This window comes from Catenulispora acidiphila DSM 44928, from assembly GCF_000024025.1.
Classification (GTDB): Bacteria; Actinomycetota; Actinomycetes; order Streptomycetales; family Catenulisporaceae; genus Catenulispora; species Catenulispora acidiphila.
This window is the reverse complement of record NC_013131.1, coordinates 8,871,839-8,892,149: the sequence shown is the minus strand read 5'-3', so window position 1 is coordinate 8,892,149 and position 20,311 is coordinate 8,871,839. Positions and strand designations below refer to the sequence as shown.

Below are 20,311 nucleotides of genomic sequence, written 5' to 3'. Positions count from 1 at the left end.
CGCATGACGACCGCCGACACCGCACTCGCCGACGATCTGCTCGCGCCGCCTCCCGAGGGCGAAGACATCCCCCTCCGCATCGTCCCGGGGGTGTCCCGGGGCGACCGGATCTTCCGGATCGTCTTCCGGACCGCGGGCCTGTCCGTGTTCGCGATCATGGGGCTGATCGCGCTGTTCCTGCTCACCCGGGGCGCCCAGGCGCTGCGGGCCACCGGTTGGTCCTTCCTCACCGAGCGGCGATGGCAGACAGCCACGCACCGGTTCGGCGTCGGCGCGGTGCTGCCGGACGGGATCATCATCGCGGTCGTCGCGCTGGTGATCGCGGTACCGGTGGCGTTGTCCGCGGCCGTGTTCATCTCCGAATACGCGCCCTCTGGGCTGCGGCGGACGCTGATCTCGCTGGTCGACCTGATGGCGGCGGTGCCGAGCATCGTCTACGGCTTGTGGGGGCTGGTGTTCCTCACGCCGCGGATCATCGGGTTCGAGCGCTGGGTGAGTACGCACCTGGGCGGGGCGCTGCCCTTCCTGAAGGTGCGCAATCCCGAGATCGGCGCGTCCTTCGCCCAGTCCGGCTTCATCGCCGGCGTCGTGGTCTCGCTGATGGTGATCCCGATCGTGTGCTCGCTGTCGCGCGAGGTCTTCTCGCAGGCGCCGACCGGGGAGCGGGAGGGCGCCTACGCGCTCGGCGCGACGCGGTGGGGAATGGTGCGGACCGTCGTGCTGCCCTTCGGCAAGGGCGGTGTGATCGGCGCGGTGATGCTCGGCTTCGGGCGGGCGATGGGCGAGACGATCGCGGTCGCGCTGATCATCTCGCCGGTGTTCGCCTTCACCTCGCACCCGTTGCAGGCCGGCAGCAACTCGATCCCCTCGCTGATCGCGCTGCGCTACAGCGAGTCCGACAAGTTGTCGCTGTCGGCGCTGATGGCCGCCGGGCTGGTGCTGTTCGCGATCACGCTGCTGATCAACATGATCGCCTCCGCGATCATCTCCCGTTCGCGCTCCGGCGCCGCGACCAATGAGTGAGAGGCCTGACGCGGCCATGACGCTGATCGATATCGCCGCGCCCGCCGGCGGCGAGGCGTACCTCGACGACGCCACCGGCCAGGTGCGCGTTCGTCCCGGTGCGCTCACCGCCGCCGACGCCGGCACGCTGGCCGGAGCCGCCGCCGGCGCGCTCGGCCTGGTCTGGCTGGTGTACGAGCGGATCATGCCGTGGTCCGGCGCCCTGGGGTTCTGGCTGTGCTGGTACGCGGCGTTCATCGTCTTCTACTGGGGCATCGCCCGTACCCAATGGGAAGCGCGCCACGTCCGCGAGAAGATCGCCGCGGCGCTGTTCACCGGAGCCGGGATCCTCATCCTGGTGGTGCTCGTCGACCAGGTCGCCTACGTGGCCTGGCGCGGGGAGAAGGCCGTCGGCCACGGCAACTTCCTGACCACTGACATGCAAAGGACCGGACCGCTGGACCCCTTGTCCTCCGGCGGGGTCCTGCACGCGATGATCGGCTCGCTGGAGCAGTTGGGTCTGGCGACGCTGTTCGCGGTGCCGCTGGGCATCTCGGCGGCGGTGTTCATGTCCGAGATCGGGGGGCGGCTGGCCGGTCCGGTCCGCACCGTGATCACCGCGATGACCGCGCTGCCCTCGATCGTGGCCGGGCTGTTCATCCTCGGCTCGGTGATCCTCACGCTGGGCTACGACCGCAGCGGTTTCGCCGCCTCGCTGGCGCTGACCGTGATGATGATGCCGATCGTCACCCGGGCGTCCGAGGTCGTGATCCGCATCGTCCCCCACACCCTGCGCGAGGCGTCCTACGCGCTGGGCGCGAGCCAGTGGCGCACGGTGTGGAACGTGGTGCTGCCCACCGCGCGCTCGGGGCTGACCACCGCGGTCCTGCTCGGCATGGCCCGCGCGGTCGGTGAGACCTCGCCGGTCCTGCTCACGGCCGGGTTCACCTCGGCCAAGAACGCGAACCCCTTCAGCGGACAGCAGGTCAGCCTGCCGCTCTACGTCTGGAGCTATGTCCGCTACCCCCAGGAGAGCATGAAGATCCGGGCCTTCGGCGGGGCGCTGACGCTGATGGCCATCGTCATGATCCTGTTCATCGCCGCGCGGATCGTCGGCGGACGGCGGCCCGGTGAGCTCACGCGGCGCCGCCGCCGGCAGATGGCCCGGGACCGGGTCCGCGGTGCGGCCTCGCCCGCCGCCGAACCCCCGCGCGCCGTCCGCCCCCTTCCGGCCGCCGCGGCCGTCGTCCATCCGAAACCGGAGCCCGCCTCGTGAACACCGCTCGTACCCGCAGACATCGAACCCCGGCCTGGCTCGCCGCCGGTCTGGCGGCGGCCGCGGCGGTGGCTGTCGCGCTCGCCCCGGCCGCCCCGGCGCACGCGGCCACCGCGCTGAGCGGCTCCGGCTCTTCCTGGAGCGGTCCGGCGCTGGACCAGTGGCGCCGCGACGTCATCGCGCAGGGCATCAACATCGCCTTCGCCCCCACCGGGTCGGCGGCCGGCCGCACCGACTGGGAGAACGGACAGGACGACTTCACGGCCTCCGACGTGCCGTTCCGGACCACACCGGACCAGGGCGTGGGCGCCGGCGGGCACTCCAACGGCCAGGGCAACGTGGAGAACCCGACGTACCGCTTCTCCTACGTCCCGGTGACCGCCGGCGGCACGACCTTCATGTACAACCTGAAGGTCGGCGGCAAGCAGATCACGAACCTGCGCCTGTCGCCCGACGTCCTGGTGGACATCTTCACCAACAAGATCACCACCTGGGACGATCCGCGGATCAAGGCCGAGTACCCCGGCAACCTGCCGCACGAGCCGATCACCCCGGTGGTGCGCTCGGACGGTTCCGGTGCGACCGCGCAGTGGACCCGCTACATGGAGCACACGCACAAGGCTCAGTGGGACGCCTACTGCACCTCGATCAACGGCGTCTCCTGCGGTGACTACACCGAGTTCTATCCCACCCCGGCGGTCAGCAACATGCACGCCGAGAACGGCTCGGACGTGGTGGCCGGGTTCATCATGTCCCCGCAGGGCGAGGGCGCGATCGGCTATGACGAGTACGCCTACGCCAAGCTCAACAACTGGCCGGTCGTCAAGGTGCTGAACCCCGCGGGGTACTACACCGTCCCGACCGCCTCGAACGTCGCGATCGCCCTGACGGCGGCGAAGATCCGCGGTGTGGACGACAGCACCCCGCCGAGCGACCCGAACTACCTGCAGCAGGACCTCGACGCGGTCTACACCATGACCGACCCGCGGTCGTACCCGATCTCCAGCTACAGCTACATCATCGTGCCGCGCGATACCGGGACGCTCCCGGCGCTGCCCCGGGCCACCGACGACCACGGTGCCGCGCTGTCCAAATACGCGTCCTACATCCTGTGCGCCGGGCAGTCCAAGGCGGACACGCTCGGCTACTCGCCGATCCCCCGCAACCTGGTGCGCGGCGGGATGCTTCAGATCTCGCACATCCCGGGGCAGGCGTCCGGCGTGGATCCCACCACCCTGGCCAATTGCGCGAACCCGACCTTCAACGCCGCCGGCCAGCTGACCGTGCTGGTCAACGCACCGCAGCCGAGCCCGTGCGACAAGGCGGGCGCGCCGCTGAACTGCACGGTCGGCGGTTCCAGCGGCGGCACGTCCGGCGGCTCCTCGGGCGGTTCCTCCGGGGGATCGACGGGCGGCAAGAGCGGCACGACCGGCGGCAAGAGCTCCGGCGGCACCTCGGGCGGCACCACCGGCGGATCGGGCTCGAACGGCGGGACCTCGGGCGGCAACGGCGGCACTGCCGGCGGGACCACCGGCGGCGCGGCGGGCGGTACCGGCGGCGCGACCGGCGGGATCGACCCGCTGACCGGGCAGTCCGCCGACGACTCCAGCGGCGGCACCAGCGGCGGCTCGGTCGGCGGCGCCACGGCGGTGGTCGCCGACGTGCCGCAGCGCCGCGATCCGAAGCTGCTGGCCGGGCTCACGTCGCTGGAACTGCTGGCGGTGGTGATCGTGCCGCCGGTGCTCGGCAGCTACCTGGTCCGGCGCCGCAAGATCGCCGCGGCGGGCGGGCCGGACCGGGAGCCGAAGCCGTGAGCGCGCCGACGATGCCGACCACGTCCCCGGTGCCCGCGGGCTCCCCGGAGGCGGATCCGGACGGCGCGACCACTCCCACGCCAGTGCCGGACACGGAGGCAAATCAGCCTCCTGCGACGCCACGGCCGTCCCGCCCTTCGGCAGCTGCGCTCCGCGCGACACTGCGCGCCAGCCGAGGGCGCCGGATCGTGCAGATGGTGTCGATGTCCGCGAGCCTGCTGGCGATGTTCCTGCTCGGCTGGGTCGTCTACGCATTCGGCTTGTCCGGGCTTCAGGAGCAGCACAGCCAAGCCGATCTGTACCGCGCGCTCGCCGGCGAACTGGGACAGGCCACCGCACCGGTCGGCCCGGCCGCCGACGGCACACCGCTGGCGATCCTGGACATCCCGGCGATCGGGCTGCACCAGGCGGTCGTGGTCGAAGGGACCACCGGCGCGGATCTCGCACGCGGTCCCGGACATCTCCGTTACACGGTCCTGCCCGGCCAGCCCGGTGTCAGCGCCCTGATGGCTCGGCGCGGCATGTTCGGCGCGCCGTTCGCCTCGCTGCCGAAGCTGCGGGTCGGCGACAAGATCACCGTCACCACCGGCGAGGGCACCTTCACCTACACCGTGAACGCCTTCGGCGAGGGTTCGAAGCCGGTCGCCGACTCCTTCCCGAACCGGCTGGTGCTGGCGACCGGCGACTCGACCTGGATCCCGACCCACGCGATCTACGTCGGGGCGCGCCTGGACGGCCGGCCCGCGGACGGTTCCGGGCAGCGCGGGACCAAGACCGACCTGGACAAGACGATGGCCTCCGACACCGACGCCTGGCCCGCGCTCCAGCTGTGGGCGCTCGCGCTGGCACTGGCCGTGGCGGCGACCGTCGCACTGGCCGCGGCGTGGAACCGGCGTGCCGTCTATCAGTCGATGGCGCCGGTGCTGGCCGCGCTGCTGTGGTGCGTGTACGAGAACGCCACCGTCTTGCTGCCGAACCTCTACTGAATCAGGGACCACGATGACTGAGATAGACGAGCACGGCGGCGTGGCGACCGCCTCGAGCGCGGACGCCCCGACCCAGCAGCTGCCCGCCGTCGCGCCTGACCAGGATCCTGCCGCCGGCGCCGGGTCCGGTGTCGCGGCCGCCGGCCGCTCCGGACGCCTGGTCGGCTTGCAGACCCAGGACCTGTCGGCCTGGTTCGGCGACCACAAAGTGCTCGAGCGTGTGTCGCTGAGCATGGCGCCCGGCGAGGTGACGGCGCTGATCGGGCCGTCGGGCTGCGGGAAGTCGACGTATCTGCGGATCCTGAACCGCATGCACGAGATGGTGAAGTCGGCGCAGCTGGCCGGCCGGGTGCTGCTGGACGGCGACGACATCTACGCGCCGGGCCGGCGTCCCGCCGACGTCCGCGCCCGGGTCGGCATGGTGTTCCAGCGCCCGAACCCGTTCCCGGCGATGTCCATCTACGACAACGTGGTCAGCGGCTTGAAGCTGGCCGGGATCAAGGCCGGCCGGGCGCGCCGCGAGGAGCTGGTGGAGACCAGCCTGACCCAGGCCGGGCTGTGGGCCGAGGTGCGCAACCGGCTGCGCTCGCCCGGCGGCGCGCTGTCCGGCGGCCAGCAGCAGCGGCTGTGCATCGCGCGGTCGCTGGCGGTCGAGCCGGACGTGCTGCTGATGGACGAGCCCTGCTCCGCCCTGGATCCGACCTCCACCCGCCGGGTCGAGGAGACCATCGCCGATCTGCGCGGGAGGCTGACGATCGTGATCGTCACGCACAACATGCAGCAGGCCGCGCGGGTGTCGCAGAACTGCGCGTTCTTCCTCGCCACGCACGACACGCCGGGACGGATCGTCGAGGCCGGACCGACCCGGCAGCTGTTCGAGGACCCGCGCGACGAGCGGACCTCGGACTATGTGAACGGGCGGTTCGGGTAGATCAGAGCGCTGCGATACAACACCGCGATACACCACGGCGATCAAGCCCTGCTGTCGAGCGCTGCGATGGAAAGCGCCGCGATCAGGACTCGTCCAGCAGCCCGGCGTCCCGCCCCACCAGCGCCGCCTGCACCCGGTTGGCCACCCCGAGCTTCGCCATCACCCGCGAGACATGCGCCTTCACCGTCGCCTCGCTCAGGAACAGGCTCTTGCCGATCTGCGCGTTGGACAGTCCGCGCGCGAGCTCGGCGAGGACGTCCCGCTCCCGCGGCGTGAGCTCGGCCAGCAGCTTCACGGCCTGCTCGGCGCGGTCCGCCACGCGCAGGCCGGTGTAGTGGTCGAGCAGCCGTTTGGTCACCGGCGGGGAGAGCATGGCGTCGCCGCGGGCGACCACGCGCATCGCCGAGATCAGGTCGCGCGGCGGGGTGTCCTTGAGCAGGAAGCCGGTGGCGCCGCGGCGCAGCGCCTCGAAGATGTAGGCGTCGAGGTCGAACGTGGTGAGCATGACCACCGGCGGCGGGTCGGGGGTGGCCTGCACCCGGCGCAGCGCCTCCAGGCCGTCCACGCGGGGCATCCGGACGTCCATCAGGACCACGTCCGGGCGGTGCGCGGCGAGCGCGTCGACCACCTGCGAGCCGTCCTCGGCCTCGGCGACCACCCGCAGGTCCTCGGCGGACTCCAGGATGGTGCGCAGGCCCGCGCGGACCAGGCTCTCGTCGTCGACGAGCAGGATGCGGATCATGCGGCGGGCTCCGGGGAGGGGATCAGGCGGCGGTCGGACGGGCCGGCGGCCGCGCTCGCGCGGTCCTGCCCATCATCGGCCACGCAGAGGGTTTCGGCCGAGCCGCCGCCTTCCTGCCGGCAGCCGGGGGAGGAGACGATCACGCCGTACTCCGTCTCGTCCTTGGCATTGGTGTGCGGCCACGGCAGCCAGGCCAGCACCAGGAAGCCGCCGCGCAGGGTCGGCCCGGCCTCGAACGACCCGCCGGCCACCTCGACCCGCTCTCGCAGGCCCGCCAGACCCGAGCCGGCGCCGGGCAGCGAGGTGCCCACCACCCGCGGCGCCTGGTTCTCCACGCGCACCTCCAGCCCGATGTCCGGCGCCCCGGACAGCCGGACGGTGGTGGCGGCCGACGCGGCGTGCTTGTGGATGTTGGTCAGCGCCTCCTGGACCACCCGGTAGGCGGCCCGGCCCACGGCCTCGGGCACCGCGGCCTCCAGGCTCAGGCTGCTGTTCGGCACCAGCCGCACCGAGACGCCGGCCGCCGCCGAGCGCTCGACCAGCTCGGCGATGTCCGCGAAGCGCGGCTGCGGCGCGAGCGGCGCCGAGGTGTCGCCGCTGGCGAGCACGCCGAGCACGTCGCGCAGGTCCTCCAGCGCCGAGCGCGCGGTCTCCCGGATCAGCCCGGCGGTCTGCCGCGCGGCGCCGGGATCGGGGCGTTCGGTGATCTCCAGGCCGCCGGCGTGCAGCGCGATCAGCGAGATGCGGTGGGCCAGCACGTCGTGCATCTCCCGGGCGATGCGCGCCCGCTCGGCCAGCCGGGCGGCCTCGGCGCGCGCCTCCTGCTCGGCCTCGGCGCGCTCGGCCCGCTCCTGCAGGGCGACCAGCCGGTCGTGCCGGGCGCCGAAGTACGCCCCGAACAGCACCAGGACCAGCACCCACAGCACGGTGACCAGCAGGTCGCCGAAGGTGAGGTCGCCGTGCTTCTCGATGGCGGTCTGGCTCAGGAACGCCGCGCCCGCCAGCGCGGTGAGCAGCCACATCACCCGGTCCCGGCGCTTCACCGCCAGGGCGAACAACATCATCGCCAGCGGGACCTGCACCTGGCCGAGGATCGCCAGCGGCATGGTCAGGACGGTGATGCGCTCGGTGTGCGACCGGCGCCACCACAGGAGCACGGTCCCGACCGCGGCCAGCGAGATCTGCAGGACCGCCATCGGCAGGTCGTGGCGGTCCTCGAACAGGTCCGCGACGCCCTCCAGCAGCGCCAGCGACATCACCGCGAGGTCGCGGGCACGCGGGAGCCAGGCCGGGGATTTCACCCCTTCAGCGTAGGTCGGCGGCGGATCGGCGCACGTCCGACTTTCGTAGGGGAACGAGGGGGAACGAAGGCATAGCGGCCGCGCGACCGGCCCGCCGTGATCGATCTCACCCGCGCGGGCCGGTGCTCCCCGGCCGATCGGGGTGCACCCGTACGGTGGGACCGATCCAGCTGCCGATCGACGGGAAAGAGGTCATGGATGGCGAACGAGGAGGGCGCGGCGGTCTCGGTGGACGACATCGCCTACGACGCGCTGCTGGAGTGGATCGCCGACGAGGTCGCCCCCTATGTCGGCGATGGCCGGGTCGCGGACTACATCCCGGCGCTGGCCCAAGTCCCTCCGGACCGCTTCGGCATGGCCTTGGCCACGGTCGACGGCCATCTGTACGGAGTCGGCGACTTCCGCGAGCGCTTCTCCCTGCAGAGCATCTCGAAGGTGTTCACCCTGGCGCTGGTGATGGCCGGCGACGCCGGGGCGCTGCGCGGCCGGGTCGGCGTGGAACCCTCCGGCAACGCCTTCAACTCCCTGATCCAGCTGGAGTACGAGCGCGGCATCCCCCGCAACCCCTTCATCAACGCCGGCGCCCTGGTCGTCACCGACATCCTGCAGAGCCAGACCGGCGACGCGGCCGGCACGGTCCTGGACTTCCTGCGCACCGAGTCCGACGACCACACCATCACCATCGACGGCGCGGTCGCCGCCTCCGAGGCCGAGCACGGCGACCTGAACCTGGCCCTCGCGCACTTCATGGCCGCCTACGGCAACATCGAGAACCCCGTCGACCTCACCGCCGAGCACTACTTCCGGCACTGCTCGATCGCGATGAGCTGCGCCGAGACCGCGATGGCGGCGCTGTTCCTGGCCCGCCACGGCGTCCGCACTGGCGGCACCCGGCTGCTGCCCGTCCTCGGCGCCAAGCGGGTCAATGCCCTGATGATGACGTGCGGCGCGTACGACGCCGCGGGCGACTTCGCCTTCCGCGTCGGCCTGCCCGGCAAGAGCGGCGTCGGCGGCGGGATCCTGGCGGTGGTGCCGGGGCGCGCGGCGCTGTGCGTGTGGTCGCCGGCGCTGGACCCGCACGGGAACTCGGTCGCCGGCGTGGAGGCCTTGGACCGCTTCAGCGCGGCCACGGGCTGGTCGGTGTTCTAGGCGCGTTCTAGGCGCGGCGTTTTGGCCGCGACTGTCGGCACCTCGGGTTATGGTGAAAAACGTGTCCACGACCACAGACCGCGACACCGTCGCCGACCAGCTCGAACCCTTCCGCCGCGAGCTGACCGCGTACTGCTACCGCATGCTCGGCTCCGCCTTCGAGGCCGAGGACGCGGTGCAGGAGACCCTGCTGCGCGCCTGGTCGAAGTTCGAGGGGTTCCAGGGCCGTTCGCAGCTGCGGACGTGGCTGTACCGGATCGCGACCAACGTCTGCCTGGACATGGCGCCCGCGCCGCAGCGCCGCGCGCGGCCGATGGACCTGTTCTCGCCGGGCTCGGCGACCGCGCCGAACCTGGCGCAGCTGGAGGAGAACGTCTGGGTCGGGCCGATCCCGGACGAGCGCGTGCTCGCCGGGGACCCCGCCGAGGTGGCCGTCGGGCGCGAGAGCATCCGGCTGGCGTTCATCGCCGCGCTGCAGAAGCTCGCTCCGCGCCAGCGGGCGGTGCTGATCCTGCGCGAGGTGCTGGCCTGGTCGGCGGCGGAGACCGCCGAGCTGCTGGACTCCTCGGTGGCCTCGGTCAACAGCGCCTTGCAACGCGCCCGCGCCACACTCGCCGAGGACGGTTCGGCGAGCGGGGAGACCGCCAAGCCGCTGGACGACGAGCAGCGCGAGTTCCTGGCCAAGTACGTGAAGGCCTTCGAGGCCTTCGACATCGACGGCCTGACCGCCCTGCTGCGCGCCGACGTCTCGCTCAACATGCCGCCCTTCCAGCTCTGGCTGCAAGGCGCTGAGGAGCTGCGCGCTTGGTGGAACGGCGCCGGAGGGGGCTGCCGCGGGTCGCGGCTGCTGCCGATAGAAGCCAACGGGATGCCGGCGTTCGCGCAGTACCGGGTCGCCGAGGACGGCGACGGCTGGACGCCGTGGGCGATCATGGTCCTGGAGATCCGCGACGGCCGGCTCGCCGGCATCGGCAGCTACCTGGACACCGAGCGACTGTTCCCGCTGTTCGACGTGCCCGCACGGCTCGGCGCCGACGGCACACCGGCCTGACCTCAGCTTCCTGGTTCCGGCACTCTCTCGCCGGCGACGGCATGCCTGCCTGACCTCAGCTTCCTGGTTCCGGCAGTCTCTCGCCGGCGACGGCAGGGCCGGCCCGATCTCAGCCCTCAGCCTTCCGGCTCCGGAAGGCCCTCCGGCACGCCCTCGCCGCCGATCACGAACACCTCGTCCAGCCCAGTCACCGCCAACAGCAGCCGTAGCCGGGCACCGACCCCGGTGAGCACCAGCTCCCGCCCCCGCCGCCGGGCGTCGAGCCGCCGCCTCGCCAGGCGTTCCAGGTCTGCCTTGGTCGGCTGCTCGATCGACGACACGTCGTACCGCTCTATGGGTCCCACGCCACTACAGACCGGGCGCGAGGCGGCGATTCATCGGCCTCGGCGGGAGAATCCGGCCGCACCGATGAGTTTGCCGCCGTCCCTCCGTCTGACCCTGTGAAGCGACCGACACGGAGCCCCCGGGCACCGGCGAAACCACCAGGAGACACCTCATGCGCACTCTCACCGCTGGCTTCTTCTCCGCCGCCGACGGCGTCGTGGCCGACCCGCAGGACTGGCACTTCCCCTACTTCTGCGACGAGCTCGGCGCGGCCGTGACCGAGCAGCTCGGCGCCGACACGATGCTGTTCGGCCGGACCACCTACGACGGCTTCGCCGCCGCCTGGCCGGCGCGCGAGGCGGGCGGGCAGGACATGGAGTTCGCGAAGATCCTGGGCGACGCGCGCAAGATCGTCTTCTCGCACGAGAAGCTGGACCTCGCCTGGCGCAACTCCGAGCAGGCCGAGGGCGACCTGCTGGACGTCGTCCGCGACCTGAAGGCCGGCGAGGGCGGACCGGTCGCGGTGTCCGGCTCGGTCTCGGTGGTGCGGCAGCTGCTGCGCGCCGGACTCCTGGACGAGCTGCACCTGTTCGTCCACCCGATCGCCGTCGGCCGCGGCATGCGGCTGTGGGAGGACGACCTGGACGAGCCGATCAAGCTGCGGCTGATCAAGTGCGACGTCTTCAAGTCCGGCACGCTGCACGTCGTCTACGGTCCGGAGCAGGACGGTCAGTAGGGCCGCGCACCGCCGCCGTAGGGGTTGTTTTCCTCCTCCTCCGGCGGCGTTGGCGTGTTCACCTCCGTCGGCGCGTTCGCCGACTCATACCCGCTGTACCCGCTGTAGCCGCTGTAGCCCGGCGTCACCGACGACTCCGAAGAACCCGAGTACGGCGACGTCGGGCTGAACGAGTAGTCGTCGAGCGGACTCGCCGGGTACTCCTGCGTCGTCCGGTCCTCCTCGGCGACCTCGGTCGAGCCGTAGACCAGCACCGCCACGAAACCGACCAGCCAGCCCGCGAACAGCCCGAACGCCAGTCCCAGCGAGATCAGCGAGTAGTAGACGTCGCCGCGCTTGGCCTGCGCGTCCCCGATGCCGGCGATCGACGCCCCCACGATCAGCGCGACGGCCGCGGCCAGCCCGGTGACGAACCAGGAGCCGAGGAACAGCGACCAGCGGCCGCGCTCGGCGCCGACGCCGCGGCAGACCAGCAGCAGCACCAGGAAGGTGAGCACCACCGCGATCACCGGTGCGGCGAGCGTGCCGTAGAACAGCCGGCTCGGCTCGCCCGCCTCCTTGGTCGCCCGCCACGCCAGCGCGCTCAGACCCCTGACCGGGGAGGAGATCCAGCTGTGCGCCGTGTCGCCGCCCTCGGCGGACCGGCCTTCGCGCCAGTGGGCGGTCCATTGGTTGTCGAACGCGGCGACCAGTATCAAGAGCACCAGTGCTGCGAACCCCGCTATGGTCGCCCCGCGTCGCGCGGAGATGTTCTGAGCCATGAGACGCCCCCTGTCAGGTTCCCGCTCAAGTATCGGCTCCCTGACATCTTGTCCCCGGGAGCGTGGCGTGGATAGCCCTTTACCCGGCTCTCACCGGCGTTATCGTCTCCGGCGGATCGGGACCGATGCCCGGATCGAGGCACGTCCCGGGACGATCTACGCTGAAGGGGTGACCGATGACGCCCCGCGCACTCCCGCCGCATCCGCCGCGCCCGTCGCGCCGCTCGCCTCCGACGCGGCTCCCGCGCCCCGCACCACCGCCGCCTCGCGCACCATGCTGTCGCACATCATGGGCCCGACCGAGGTGAACCTCCTGGGCACCGTGCACGGCGGCGTGGTCATGAAGTTCGTCGACGACGTCGCCGGCGCCGTGGCCGGACGGCACTCCGGGGGACCGGCGGTCACCGCCGCGATGGACGAGATGCAGTTCCTGAACCCGGTCCGGGTCGGCGACCTGGTCCACGCCTACGCGCAGGTGAACTGGGTGGGCGCGACCTCGATGGAGATCGGCGTGCGGGTGATGGCCGAGCCCTGGAACGAGGCCGGGACCGCTCCGCGCCACGTCGCCAGCGCCTACCTGGTGTTCGTCGCCGTCGACGACAAGGGCCAGCCGCGCTCGGTGCCGCCGCTGGTGCTGGAGACCGATCTGGACCGCCGACGGTTCGACGAGGCCGAGATCCGCCGCAGCCACCGGCTGGCCCGCCGCCGCGCCATCCAGGCCGCGCGCGCCGGCGCCGGCCGCGAGGCGGAGGCCCGGCTCGCCGAGGCCGCCAAGCTCGCCGCCGCCACCGCGAACGCCGAGGCCGCGCGGTGAGCGCCGCCGGCGGCGACCGCGCCCAGCGCCTGCGCCTGGTCCCCGGCCGCTTCGCGGTCGAGCACCTGCCCGCCGCGGTCGCGCCCCCGAACGGCTGGATCGCGCAGGTCCGCGCGCCCGAAGGGCTGACCGTGGTCCGCGAGGTCGTCCAGCACGAGGCCGGCGGCGCCGACCTGTGGCGCGCCCTCTACGGCGGCGACACCTCGCACGGCTTGGACCTGCCGGGCATGCTCGCCGCGCTCCTGGAACCGCTGGCCGCCGCCGCGGTGCCGGTGTTCGTCGCCTCCACTTTCCACGCCGACCTGGTCCTGGTCCCCGAGACCGCGGTCGAGCGCGCGGTCGAGGCGCTGCGGACCGCCGGGCACACCGTCGACTGAGACCGGCGACCGAAACCGGCGGCTGAAACCGACATCTGAAACCGACATCTGAAACCGACATCTGAAACCGTCGACTGTAACGCTGAGAGGCAGTCAGGTCACCAGTCGGTAGCAGTCCGTGCAACTGCCCCAAGCGCTCAGACCGGGCCGGTACCCTGACCGACGATGAACGTCTCAGAACCCTCCCCGGCGCCCGTTGAGGAGCGCGAGACCGCCTGGCCGGCGGTCTCGGTGATCATGCCGGTCCTCGACGAGGAACGCCATCTCGCCTTCGCGGTCAACGGTGTGCTGGCCCAGGGCTACCCCGGCGACCTGGAGCTGATCCTGGCGATCGGTCCGAGCTCGGACCGCACGCAGGAGATCGCCGACGAACTGGCCGCCGCCGATCCCCGGGTCCGCAGCGTGCCGAACCCCACCGGCCGCACCCCCGCCGCCCTGAACGCGGCGCTGGCGCACGCCAAGCACGACATCGTGGTCCGGGTGGACGGGCACGGCGAACTCGCCCCCGACTACATCCGGACCGCCGTGCGGCTGCTCGGCGAGACCGGCGCGGCCAACGTCGGCGGCATCATGCGCGCCGAGGGCGTGACCGTCTTCGAGCAGACCGTGGCCCGCGCCATGACCAGCAAGCTCGGCGTCGGCAACGCCCGCTTCCACACCGGCGGCGAGGGCGGCCCGTCTGACACCGTGTACCTCGGGGTCTTCCGCCGGGACGTGCTCGACGAGCTCGGCGGCTACGACGAGCACTTCACCCGTGCCCAGGACTGGGAGCTGAACCACCGGATCCGCGAGTCCGGGCGGCTGATCTGGTTCGACCCGGGCCTGTCGGTGACCTACCGGCCGCGCCCGACCTTCCGGGCGCTGGCCAAGCAGTACAAGGAGTACGGCCGCTGGCGCCGCGTCGTGATGCGCACCCACGCCGGTACCGCCAACCTCCGCTACCTCGCGCCGCCCGGCGCGCTGCTGGCCGTCGCCGCCGGCACGGTCGTCGGCCTGGCCGGCGTCACCGGCGGCCCGGCGATCGCCGCGCTCGGCTTCGTGATCCCCGTCGGCTACTTCGGCGCGCTGACCGCCGGCGCGCTGTACGAGTCCCGCGGCCTGCCCGCCGGCGTCCGGGCCCGGCTGCCGCTGGTGCTGGCCACCATGCACGGCTCCTGGGCGTTCGGCTTCCTCACCTCCCCGTCCCGGCTGGCCAAGGCCACCGGCAAGACCCCTAAGAAGTAGCCGCGCATGCGCATCCTGATGCTCGTCATCTCCAACGTCGCGACCGACACCCGCGTGATGCGCGAGGCCGCGGCGCTGGCCGGCGTCGGCCACGCGGTCCACGTCATCGGCAAGGACGTCTCGACCGGGTACGAGCCGCCGGCCGGCGTCACGGTGGGCAGCGTCGGCGCCGGCTCGGCGTTCCGCAAGCAGGGCGCCGAATCGCTCGGCGCGCGCCGCAAGCTGCCCCCGCACCTGCGCGCCGCGCGCTGGCTGCTGCTGCCGCAGCACCGCAACTCGGCCTTCGCCTCCTGGCGCGCCAAGGCCAAGGAGCTGGCCGCCGGCCAGGAGTTCGACATCGTGCACGCGCACGACTTCAACACCCTGGCGCTCGGTGTGGAACTGGCGCAGGACCAGCGCGTCCCGCTCGTCTACGACACCCACGAGCTGTGGCAGGGCCGGCCGCGCGTCGGCCGTCCGACGCCGCTGCAGAAACGCCGGGAAGCCAAGCAGGAGCAGGCTTGGGGAGCCCGCGCCGCCACGGTGATCACCGTCGGCGAGGGCGTGGCCGAGGCGCTGCGCGAGGCGTACGGCTGGCGCCACGTCGAGGTCGTCCGCAACACCTTCCCGCTGCCCGAGGGCGGTCCGGTCGACCCGCCGACGGCGGTCACCGGAGCGGTGTACGCCGGCCGCATCGCGCCGTTCCGCGAGCTGGAGGCCATCGCCGGGGCGTCGGAGCTGGTGAAGCCGCTGCGGATCGTCATCGCCGGCCCGGCCGACGACACGTATCTGGGTTCTTACAACGCCAAGTCCGCCGAGGTCGTCGGCGCGCGCCCGGTGGACGAGGTGGACGCGCTCCTGCGCGAGCTGGGCATCTCGCTGGTCACGCACTCCGACAAGTGGCTGAACCACCGCCTGGCGATGCCGAACAAGCTGTTCCACGCCGTGCGCGCCGGGGTCCCGGTCGTCGGCACGGACGTGCAGGAACTGCGGCGCGTGGTGGAGGAGCACAAGCTGGGGGCGCTGTACCAGCCCGGCGACGCCGCCTCCCTCGCCGCCGCGCTGCAGGAGGTCGCGGACAACTACGCGACCTACGCGGTCAACGTGCGCGCGGCCGCCCCGGCGCTGAGCTGGGAAGCCGATTCCGAAGTCCTGAGGGGGATCTATGAGCGCCTCGCCCCGAGAGGCGATTGACTACGGCCGGTTCGCCGAGCGGCTGGCCGCGCAGCGGGCGAATCAGGACCCGGCGAAGCGCTGGGACCTGTACCGGGAGTTCCAGGCCGAGTGGGGCTACGTCCCGACCGGCGGCAAGCGCTGGGAGGGCGGGGACCCGGTCGAGCCGGACGACGAGGAGTACGACGAGGACGACCTGGCCTCGATGGTGCCGCCGGAGAAGATCCCGGCGGCGCTGCCGGAGTGGTGGAAGCTGCCGGACAACTCCTTCGCCGACTCGTGGCTGATGTATTGGACGAACCCGGAGTGGCCGCCGACCTGGCGTCCGGATCCCGGCGGATACGGCGTGGCCGAAGGGCTGGAGCCGGACAGCGCGTTCGTGGTGGATCCGGACGACCTGCGGATGTGCTGCTTCACCGCGGAGTACCAGTACTGCAACGAGTGGGCGTATCAGAGTGCTGAGGCGCACCTGGACGACCCGCGGGTGTTCGTGACGACCGGAGAAGGCTGGGTGCTCCAGGCGGACTCGCTCTCGGAGTTCCTGTTGCTGCAGGCGGCCACCCGGCTGCCGCCGGCGCTGGGCTGGAGTGCTTGTCCCGACGACGACTTCGACGTCGTGGCGCCGCGGATCCGCGCCGCGATGCCCGAACTCGGCTTCCACCCCTGGCGCGAGCTGACGTCGGCGCTGGTCTTCCACGGCGGTCTGGACACCTTGGCCCTGGTCGATCCGACCGGCGAGGACTACCCGATCCGGTTGCTGGGCCGCAGCCGCGAGGCGTTGGAGCGGCTGACCGCGCAGCTCGGCGGGGAGTGGGACATCACCGAGCCCGATCCGCCGCAGGCCGCTGCGGATGACGAGGACGACGGGGGCAGCGCGGACGACGCGGGCAGCGCTGGGGACGCGGGCGACGCCAACAGCGACGCATGATCTCGGTCGCGGAGCTGGGCGGGGAGTGGAGGATTTCGCCGCCGCCGGTGCGGAGCGAGTAGGGTTCGTCCGTGTCGAAGCTCCGCGTCCTGTACGCCCCTAGGGACATCGCCGGTCAGCCGTCCGAGTGGGCCAAGGCGCTGCGCGCGCAAGGCGTGGACGCGCAAGTGTGGTCGTTCGGCGAGCCGGCTTTCGGCTTGCGGCCGGACCGCGAGTGGGAGCAGGACCGGCTGCTCGCCGATCCGATGTACCGCTGGCAGGCGCTGGACGAGGCCGTGCGCGGTTTCGACGTGTTCCATCTGCAGTACGGCCGCGGCCTGCTGGACTCCAAGGAGCCGGTGCTGCCCGAGCTGTGGGACCTTCCGCTGCTGCGCTCGCTCGGCAAGCGGGTCTACATGCACTGGCACGGCTCCGACGTGCGCCTGCCCTCGGTCCACGCCGACCGCGAACCGGACTCCTACCTGGCGGGCGCGACCGTCGACGAGGACGCCGTCCGGGCCCGCGTCTCGGTGGCCCGCCGCTTCTGCGACGCGATGTTCGTCTCCACCGCCGGCCTGCCGGACTACGTCCCCGACGCCGAGCTGGTCCCGCTGGCCCTGGACGTCGCGGCCTGGCGCACCGCCCGCGGCGCCGAGCCGGCCGTCCCCGTCGTGGTCCACATGCCCTCCCGCCGCGCCACGAAGGGCTCCGACCAAGTCGACGCCGCCCTGCGCCCGCTGCACGAGGAAGGCGTGATCGTCTACCGCCCGCTCTCCGGCCTGACCCGCGACCAGGTGAAAGCCGAGTTCGCCCAGGCCGACCTGGTCGTCGACTCCCTGACCATCGGCGACCACGGCGTGGTCTCCTGCGAAGCGATGGCCAGCGGCGCGATCGCCATCGCCCACATCCACGACCGGGTCCGCGCCCGCGAGGCGATGCCCGACGCCGCCGTCTCCCAGGTCCCGATCGTCGAAGCCACCGGCGCCACCCTCGCCGAGGTCGTCCGCAAGCTGGCCGGCGACCCCACCGAACGCACCCGCCTCCGCGCCGAAGGCCTGACCTGGGTGACGCAGCGCCACGACAGCAAAGTGGTGGCAGCGCAGCTGCTCGCGGCCTACACACGCGAGCGCGGCCGCGTGGTCAGCGCCTACCCGGAGTGGCCGGAGTCGACCGGAAAGAAGCGCGTCCGAGAGCTGGAAGCCGAGATCGAGCGGCTGCGCGCCCAACTCGGCCCGAACGGCGAGCCGCTCCCCGGACTGACCCGGCGGGATCGCATCGAAGCCCGCCCTGGACTGCACCTAGCTGTGCGCAAGGCGGATCGGGCTTATCGCGGACTGCGGAAGAAGTTGAAGTAGTTATTCGCCGAGGGTATATCGGGCGATGCTGTCGAGGTCGATGGGGACGTCGATGTCGGCGACCTTGAGAGTGAATTGGCCTAGCCGGACCTGTTCCTCATCGCGGTGCACGACTTCGAACAGCGCGAGGTGTCGACCGCTGCGCTCGATGCGGCAGGACGGAATGCCGGCATCGTGGTAAAGCCACGGTTTGACGTGGCGGTCGTTGACGCGGGAGCCGGGTGACATGATTTCGATCGCGAGCACCACATCACTCGCCAGCGCGGTGCGGTTCGGGGCATAGCCTGCCGCGCTGATGACGAAGACATCGGGGCGCACGACGGTCGTGGTGTCGAGAGTGACATCAAGGTCGGTGAAGACCGGGAATCCGCTGCCCAGGCTGTCTTCGAAGATCCGGAACAAGCGGTTGGCCACCCGGTTGTGCCAGAACATTGATGAAGGACTCACGGCCAGCGCACCTCCGATGAGTTCCACCTTGAGCTTCTCGTCCACGTCGAGGGCGAAGAACTCTTTGGTGGTAAGCGGTTCGGAGGCGTGCATGATGGAGTTCAAGTCGAAACCTTCTTCGGTCCGCTTTCCATCATCCGGCGAACTCATCGGATATCAGTCCCTTTCTTTTCCGCTCATTCATCCTTCCGCGCGCCGGTCCCCGAACCTGCCCGCGTCACCATGATGCAATGGCTTGATGACCCCGAGCGACCATAGACCCCGCGTCGTCATGCTGGTGGGCAACTTCGTGGACGGCGATTCGCGCGTTCAGAAGGAGGCGCGGTGTGCTGCGGCTGCGGGGTGGGACACGTTTCTGGTCGGGCGGTCGCCGAGTGGGCGGCGGGAGGAGTACGCGCTGGGGGCGGCGAGGGTGGTGCGGGCTGCCGAGACGATGACCGCTACGCGGTATCGCGCGGCGCATCCGCATCGGCGGGGGGTGCGGGGGCTCGTCGCGTATCGGTCGGCGGAGCTGAGCCGGGCGCGGCATCAGCGGCAGCGGTTGCGGCAGCGGGATCTGGTGGCGGATCGGGAGTTGGTGGCGCGCCGGGTGGCGGACGGCGCCGGGGCGCTCGAGGTGCTGTGGGCCGGTGCGGTGCTGCGGGTGCGGGCTCTGAGTGTGCGGCTGCGGGGGCGGTGGGTCGCGGTGCGCAAGGGTGCTTTCGATCGCAATTACGCGGCGGCGGCTTCCGGGCCGAGCAGTGCGCTGGAGCGGCTGCTGGTGCGGCGGGGCGGGGAGGCGGCGGCGTGGGCCGCGCAGCCGCGGCTGGCGGACTTCGAGGACTCGTTCGGGCGGATGGCCGACGAGCTGGCGCCGGACGTGCTGCACGCCAACGACGCCGAGATGCTCGGCGTCGCGGTGCGGGCGGCGGTGCGCGCCCGGGCGGCGGGCCGGCGCGTCGCGGTGGTCTACGACGCGCACGAGTACACCGCCGGCGACATCCGGCCCGAGGACGTGACGTGGGCGCCGGTGATGACGGCCCAGGAGGCGAAGTACATCCCGATGGCCGACGCGGTGGTGACCGCCGTCGACACCTTCGCCGACAAGCTCGTCGAGCACCACGGGCTCGCGGTGCGCCCGACGGTCGTGCGGAACATGCCGGAGGCCTCGACCTTCACCGTGCCCGGCGGCCGGGGTCCGGGCGTGCGCGGACGGCTCGGGCTCGGGCCGGAGGCGACCCTGCTGGTGTATCCGGGCTCGGTGACGCCGATCCGCGGCCTGGACACCGCGGTGCGCGCACTGCCGCAGCTGCCCGAGGCGCATCTGGCGCTGCTGGTCGGCTCGCGATCCGGGCACGTCGCGGAACTCGCCGCGCTGGCCGGGCGCCTGGGCGTGGCAGAGCGCTTCCATGTGCTGGACTACGTCCCGGTCGAGGACCTCACCGACTTCATCGCCTCGGCGACCGCCGGCGTCGACACCCTGCGCCGCATCCCCACGCAGGAGCTGACCATCACGACCAAGTACTGGTCCTACATCGGCGCCCGGCTGCCGGTGGTGGTCAGCGACGTCAAGGCGGCCGGCGAGCTGACCCGGCGCCTCGGCAACGGCGCGGTGTTCGAGGTCGACGACGTGGACGGCTTCGCGCGGGCCGTGCGCACGGTCGCGCGCGAGCGGGAGCGCTACGCGGCGGTCTACACCGACGAGATGCTCGCCGCGCACAGCTGGGAGGGGCAGGTCCCGGCGCTGCTGCAGGTGTACGAGCGGGTGAGCGGGCTGCGGCCGGTGCCGGAGGAGGCGGACGGCGGGAGCGGCGAGAACAGTGAAAGCGGCGAGAGCGGTGAGAGCGGTGAGAGCGGCGAGCCTGATGACTGGGTACCGGTCTCCCGGCCGGATCCCCTCCACGTCGCCGAGACCGCCGCGCACAGCTGATCGCTGCCGCGCACAGCAAACCGCCCCCGCCCCGCACACCGGCCACCCGCCCC

The 20,311-nt window shown here is 72.0% G+C and carries 20 protein-coding genes; 15 read left to right on the top strand and 5 right to left on the bottom strand.

Annotated elements, in window-relative coordinates; genetic code table 11:
• Positions 1–3 precede the first annotated feature (3 nt).
• The 5 genes from pstC to CACI_RS37855 all read left to right on the top strand — a co-directional run bounded on the left by pstC (position 4) and on the right by CACI_RS37855 (position 6,009).
• Entirely contained in the window at positions 4–1,023 is a 1,020-nt protein-coding gene (gene pstC, locus CACI_RS37875; protein WP_015796212.1) for a phosphate ABC transporter permease subunit PstC, read from the top strand.
• A 16-nt stretch (positions 1,024–1,039) separates the two neighbouring features.
• Complete coding sequence (pstA, locus tag CACI_RS37870; protein WP_015796211.1) at positions 1,040–2,278, top strand: phosphate ABC transporter permease PstA; 1,239 nt, start codon at positions 1,040–1,042, stop codon at positions 2,276–2,278.
• Positions 2,275–4,092, top strand: coding sequence for a substrate-binding domain-containing protein (locus tag CACI_RS37865; RefSeq protein ID WP_015796210.1), 1,818 nt, complete (start codon positions 2,275–2,277; stop codon positions 4,090–4,092). The genes pstA and CACI_RS37865 overlap by 4 nt, the downstream gene beginning before the upstream one ends.
• A 203-nt stretch (positions 4,093–4,295) precedes the next feature.
• Positions 4,296–5,078 (top strand): class E sortase, encoded by a 783-nt coding sequence (locus tag CACI_RS37860; RefSeq protein WP_223297371.1) that lies wholly within the window; start codon positions 4,296–4,298, stop codon positions 5,076–5,078.
• 13 nt (positions 5,079–5,091) lie between these two features.
• Positions 5,092–6,009, top strand: a complete 918-nt coding sequence (locus CACI_RS37855; RefSeq protein WP_015796208.1) for a phosphate ABC transporter ATP-binding protein — start codon at positions 5,092–5,094, stop codon at positions 6,007–6,009.
• Between the two features lie 82 nt (positions 6,010–6,091).
• On the opposite strand, the gene CACI_RS37850 is transcribed toward CACI_RS37855, so the two are convergent.
• Together CACI_RS37850 and CACI_RS37845 are read right to left on the bottom strand one after the other, a co-directional pair.
• Positions 6,092–6,751: a response regulator gene (locus CACI_RS37850; RefSeq protein WP_015796207.1), complete on the bottom strand. Its 660-nt coding sequence runs from the start codon at positions 6,749–6,751 to the stop codon at positions 6,092–6,094.
• Positions 6,748–8,052, bottom strand: a complete 1,305-nt coding sequence (locus tag CACI_RS37845) for a sensor histidine kinase (protein ID WP_015796206.1) — start codon at positions 8,050–8,052, stop codon at positions 6,748–6,750. Before CACI_RS37845 ends, CACI_RS37850 begins: the two co-directional genes overlap by 4 nt.
• 198 nt (positions 8,053–8,250) lie before the next feature.
• Between CACI_RS37845 and CACI_RS37840 the strand changes: the two genes are divergently transcribed.
• Positions 8,251–9,201: a glutaminase gene (locus CACI_RS37840; RefSeq protein ID WP_015796205.1), complete on the top strand. Its 951-nt coding sequence runs from the start codon at positions 8,251–8,253 to the stop codon at positions 9,199–9,201.
• A gap of 49 nt (positions 9,202–9,250) precedes the next feature.
• Complete coding sequence (locus CACI_RS37835) at positions 9,251–10,252, top strand: sigma-70 family RNA polymerase sigma factor (protein ID WP_015796204.1); 1,002 nt, start codon at positions 9,251–9,253, stop codon at positions 10,250–10,252.
• A gap of 116 nt (positions 10,253–10,368) precedes the next feature.
• Here the strand turns inward: CACI_RS37835 and CACI_RS37830 are convergent, their stop codons facing one another.
• Entirely contained in the window at positions 10,369–10,596 is a 228-nt protein-coding gene (locus CACI_RS37830) for a hypothetical protein (RefSeq protein WP_015796203.1), read from the bottom strand.
• A gap of 152 nt (positions 10,597–10,748) precedes the next feature.
• Between CACI_RS37830 and CACI_RS37825 the strand changes: the two genes are divergently transcribed.
• Entirely contained in the window at positions 10,749–11,312 is a 564-nt protein-coding gene (locus tag CACI_RS37825) for a dihydrofolate reductase family protein (protein ID WP_015796202.1), read from the top strand.
• Here CACI_RS37825 and CACI_RS37820 read toward each other — a convergent pair.
• On the bottom strand, positions 11,306–12,073 hold the full coding sequence (locus CACI_RS37820; RefSeq protein ID WP_015796201.1) for a hypothetical protein: 768 nt from the start codon (positions 12,071–12,073) through the stop codon (positions 11,306–11,308). The two genes, CACI_RS37825 and CACI_RS37820, sit on opposite strands and share 7 nt — an antisense overlap.
• A 169-nt stretch (positions 12,074–12,242) precedes the next feature.
• On the opposite strand from CACI_RS37820, the gene CACI_RS48655 reads away from it, so the two are divergent.
• The 6 genes from CACI_RS48655 to CACI_RS37790 all read left to right on the top strand — a co-directional run bounded on the left by CACI_RS48655 (position 12,243) and on the right by CACI_RS37790 (position 17,902).
• On the top strand, positions 12,243–12,887 hold the full coding sequence (locus tag CACI_RS48655; RefSeq protein ID WP_223297370.1) for an acyl-CoA thioesterase: 645 nt from the start codon (positions 12,243–12,245) through the stop codon (positions 12,885–12,887).
• Complete coding sequence (locus CACI_RS37810) at positions 12,884–13,264, top strand: ACT domain-containing protein (RefSeq protein WP_015796199.1); 381 nt, start codon at positions 12,884–12,886, stop codon at positions 13,262–13,264. Before CACI_RS48655 ends, CACI_RS37810 begins: the two co-directional genes overlap by 4 nt.
• 165 nt (positions 13,265–13,429) lie before the next feature.
• Positions 13,430–14,488 (top strand): glycosyltransferase family 2 protein, encoded by a 1,059-nt coding sequence (locus CACI_RS37805; protein WP_015796198.1) that lies wholly within the window; start codon positions 13,430–13,432, stop codon positions 14,486–14,488.
• Between the two features lie 6 nt (positions 14,489–14,494).
• Positions 14,495–15,661 (top strand): glycosyltransferase, encoded by a 1,167-nt coding sequence (locus tag CACI_RS37800; RefSeq protein WP_015796197.1) that lies wholly within the window; start codon positions 14,495–14,497, stop codon positions 15,659–15,661.
• Positions 15,633–16,568: a hypothetical protein gene (locus CACI_RS37795; protein WP_015796196.1), complete on the top strand. Its 936-nt coding sequence runs from the start codon at positions 15,633–15,635 to the stop codon at positions 16,566–16,568. The genes CACI_RS37800 and CACI_RS37795 overlap by 29 nt, the downstream gene beginning before the upstream one ends.
• Positions 16,569–16,639: 71 nt before the next feature.
• Entirely contained in the window at positions 16,640–17,902 is a 1,263-nt protein-coding gene (locus CACI_RS37790) for a glycosyltransferase family protein (protein ID WP_015796195.1), read from the top strand.
• On the opposite strand, the gene CACI_RS37785 is transcribed toward CACI_RS37790, so the two are convergent.
• Positions 17,903–18,499 carry a Uma2 family endonuclease gene (locus CACI_RS37785; protein ID WP_015796194.1) on the bottom strand — a complete coding sequence of 199 codons (597 nt, stop codon included), beginning with the start codon at positions 18,497–18,499 and terminating at the stop codon, positions 17,903–17,905. It lies immediately after the preceding gene.
• 88 nt (positions 18,500–18,587) lie between these two features.
• On the opposite strand from CACI_RS37785, the gene CACI_RS37780 reads away from it, so the two are divergent.
• Positions 18,588–20,258 carry a glycosyltransferase family 4 protein gene (locus CACI_RS37780; RefSeq protein ID WP_143765553.1) on the top strand — a complete coding sequence of 557 codons (1,671 nt, stop codon included), beginning with the start codon at positions 18,588–18,590 and terminating at the stop codon, positions 20,256–20,258.
• The last annotated feature ends 53 nt before the right edge of the window (positions 20,259–20,311 follow it).

What these genes read in the sequence shown, in the direction of transcription:
- pstA (WP_015796211.1), top strand. Translation starts at nt 1,040, where the DNA reads ATGACGCTGATCGATATCGCCGCGCCCGCCGGCGGCGAGGCGTACCTC.
- CACI_RS37820 (WP_015796201.1), bottom strand. Translation starts at nt 12,073, where the DNA reads ATGGCTCAGAACATCTCCGCGCGACGCGGGGCGACCATAGCGGGGTTC.
- CACI_RS37855 (WP_015796208.1), top strand. Translation starts at nt 5,092, where the DNA reads ATGACTGAGATAGACGAGCACGGCGGCGTGGCGACCGCCTCGAGCGCG.
- CACI_RS37785 (WP_015796194.1), bottom strand. Translation starts at nt 18,499, where the DNA reads ATGAGTTCGCCGGATGATGGAAAGCGGACCGAAGAAGGTTTCGACTTG.
- pstC (WP_015796212.1), top strand. Translation starts at nt 4, where the DNA reads ATGACGACCGCCGACACCGCACTCGCCGACGATCTGCTCGCGCCGCCT.
- CACI_RS37805 (WP_015796198.1), top strand. Translation starts at nt 13,430, where the DNA reads ATGAACGTCTCAGAACCCTCCCCGGCGCCCGTTGAGGAGCGCGAGACC.
- CACI_RS37800 (WP_015796197.1), top strand. Translation starts at nt 14,495, where the DNA reads ATGCGCATCCTGATGCTCGTCATCTCCAACGTCGCGACCGACACCCGC.
- CACI_RS37850 (WP_015796207.1), bottom strand. Translation starts at nt 6,751, where the DNA reads ATGATCCGCATCCTGCTCGTCGACGACGAGAGCCTGGTCCGCGCGGGC.
- CACI_RS37795 (WP_015796196.1), top strand. Translation starts at nt 15,633, where the DNA reads ATGAGCGCCTCGCCCCGAGAGGCGATTGACTACGGCCGGTTCGCCGAG.
- CACI_RS37835 (WP_015796204.1), top strand. Translation starts at nt 9,251, where the DNA reads ATGGTGAAAAACGTGTCCACGACCACAGACCGCGACACCGTCGCCGAC.
- CACI_RS37780 (WP_143765553.1), top strand. Translation starts at nt 18,588, where the DNA reads ATGACCCCGAGCGACCATAGACCCCGCGTCGTCATGCTGGTGGGCAAC.
- CACI_RS37840 (WP_015796205.1), top strand. Translation starts at nt 8,251, where the DNA reads ATGGCGAACGAGGAGGGCGCGGCGGTCTCGGTGGACGACATCGCCTAC.
- CACI_RS37860 (WP_223297371.1), top strand. Translation starts at nt 4,296, where the DNA reads ATGTCCGCGAGCCTGCTGGCGATGTTCCTGCTCGGCTGGGTCGTCTAC.
- CACI_RS37825 (WP_015796202.1), top strand. Translation starts at nt 10,749, where the DNA reads ATGCGCACTCTCACCGCTGGCTTCTTCTCCGCCGCCGACGGCGTCGTG.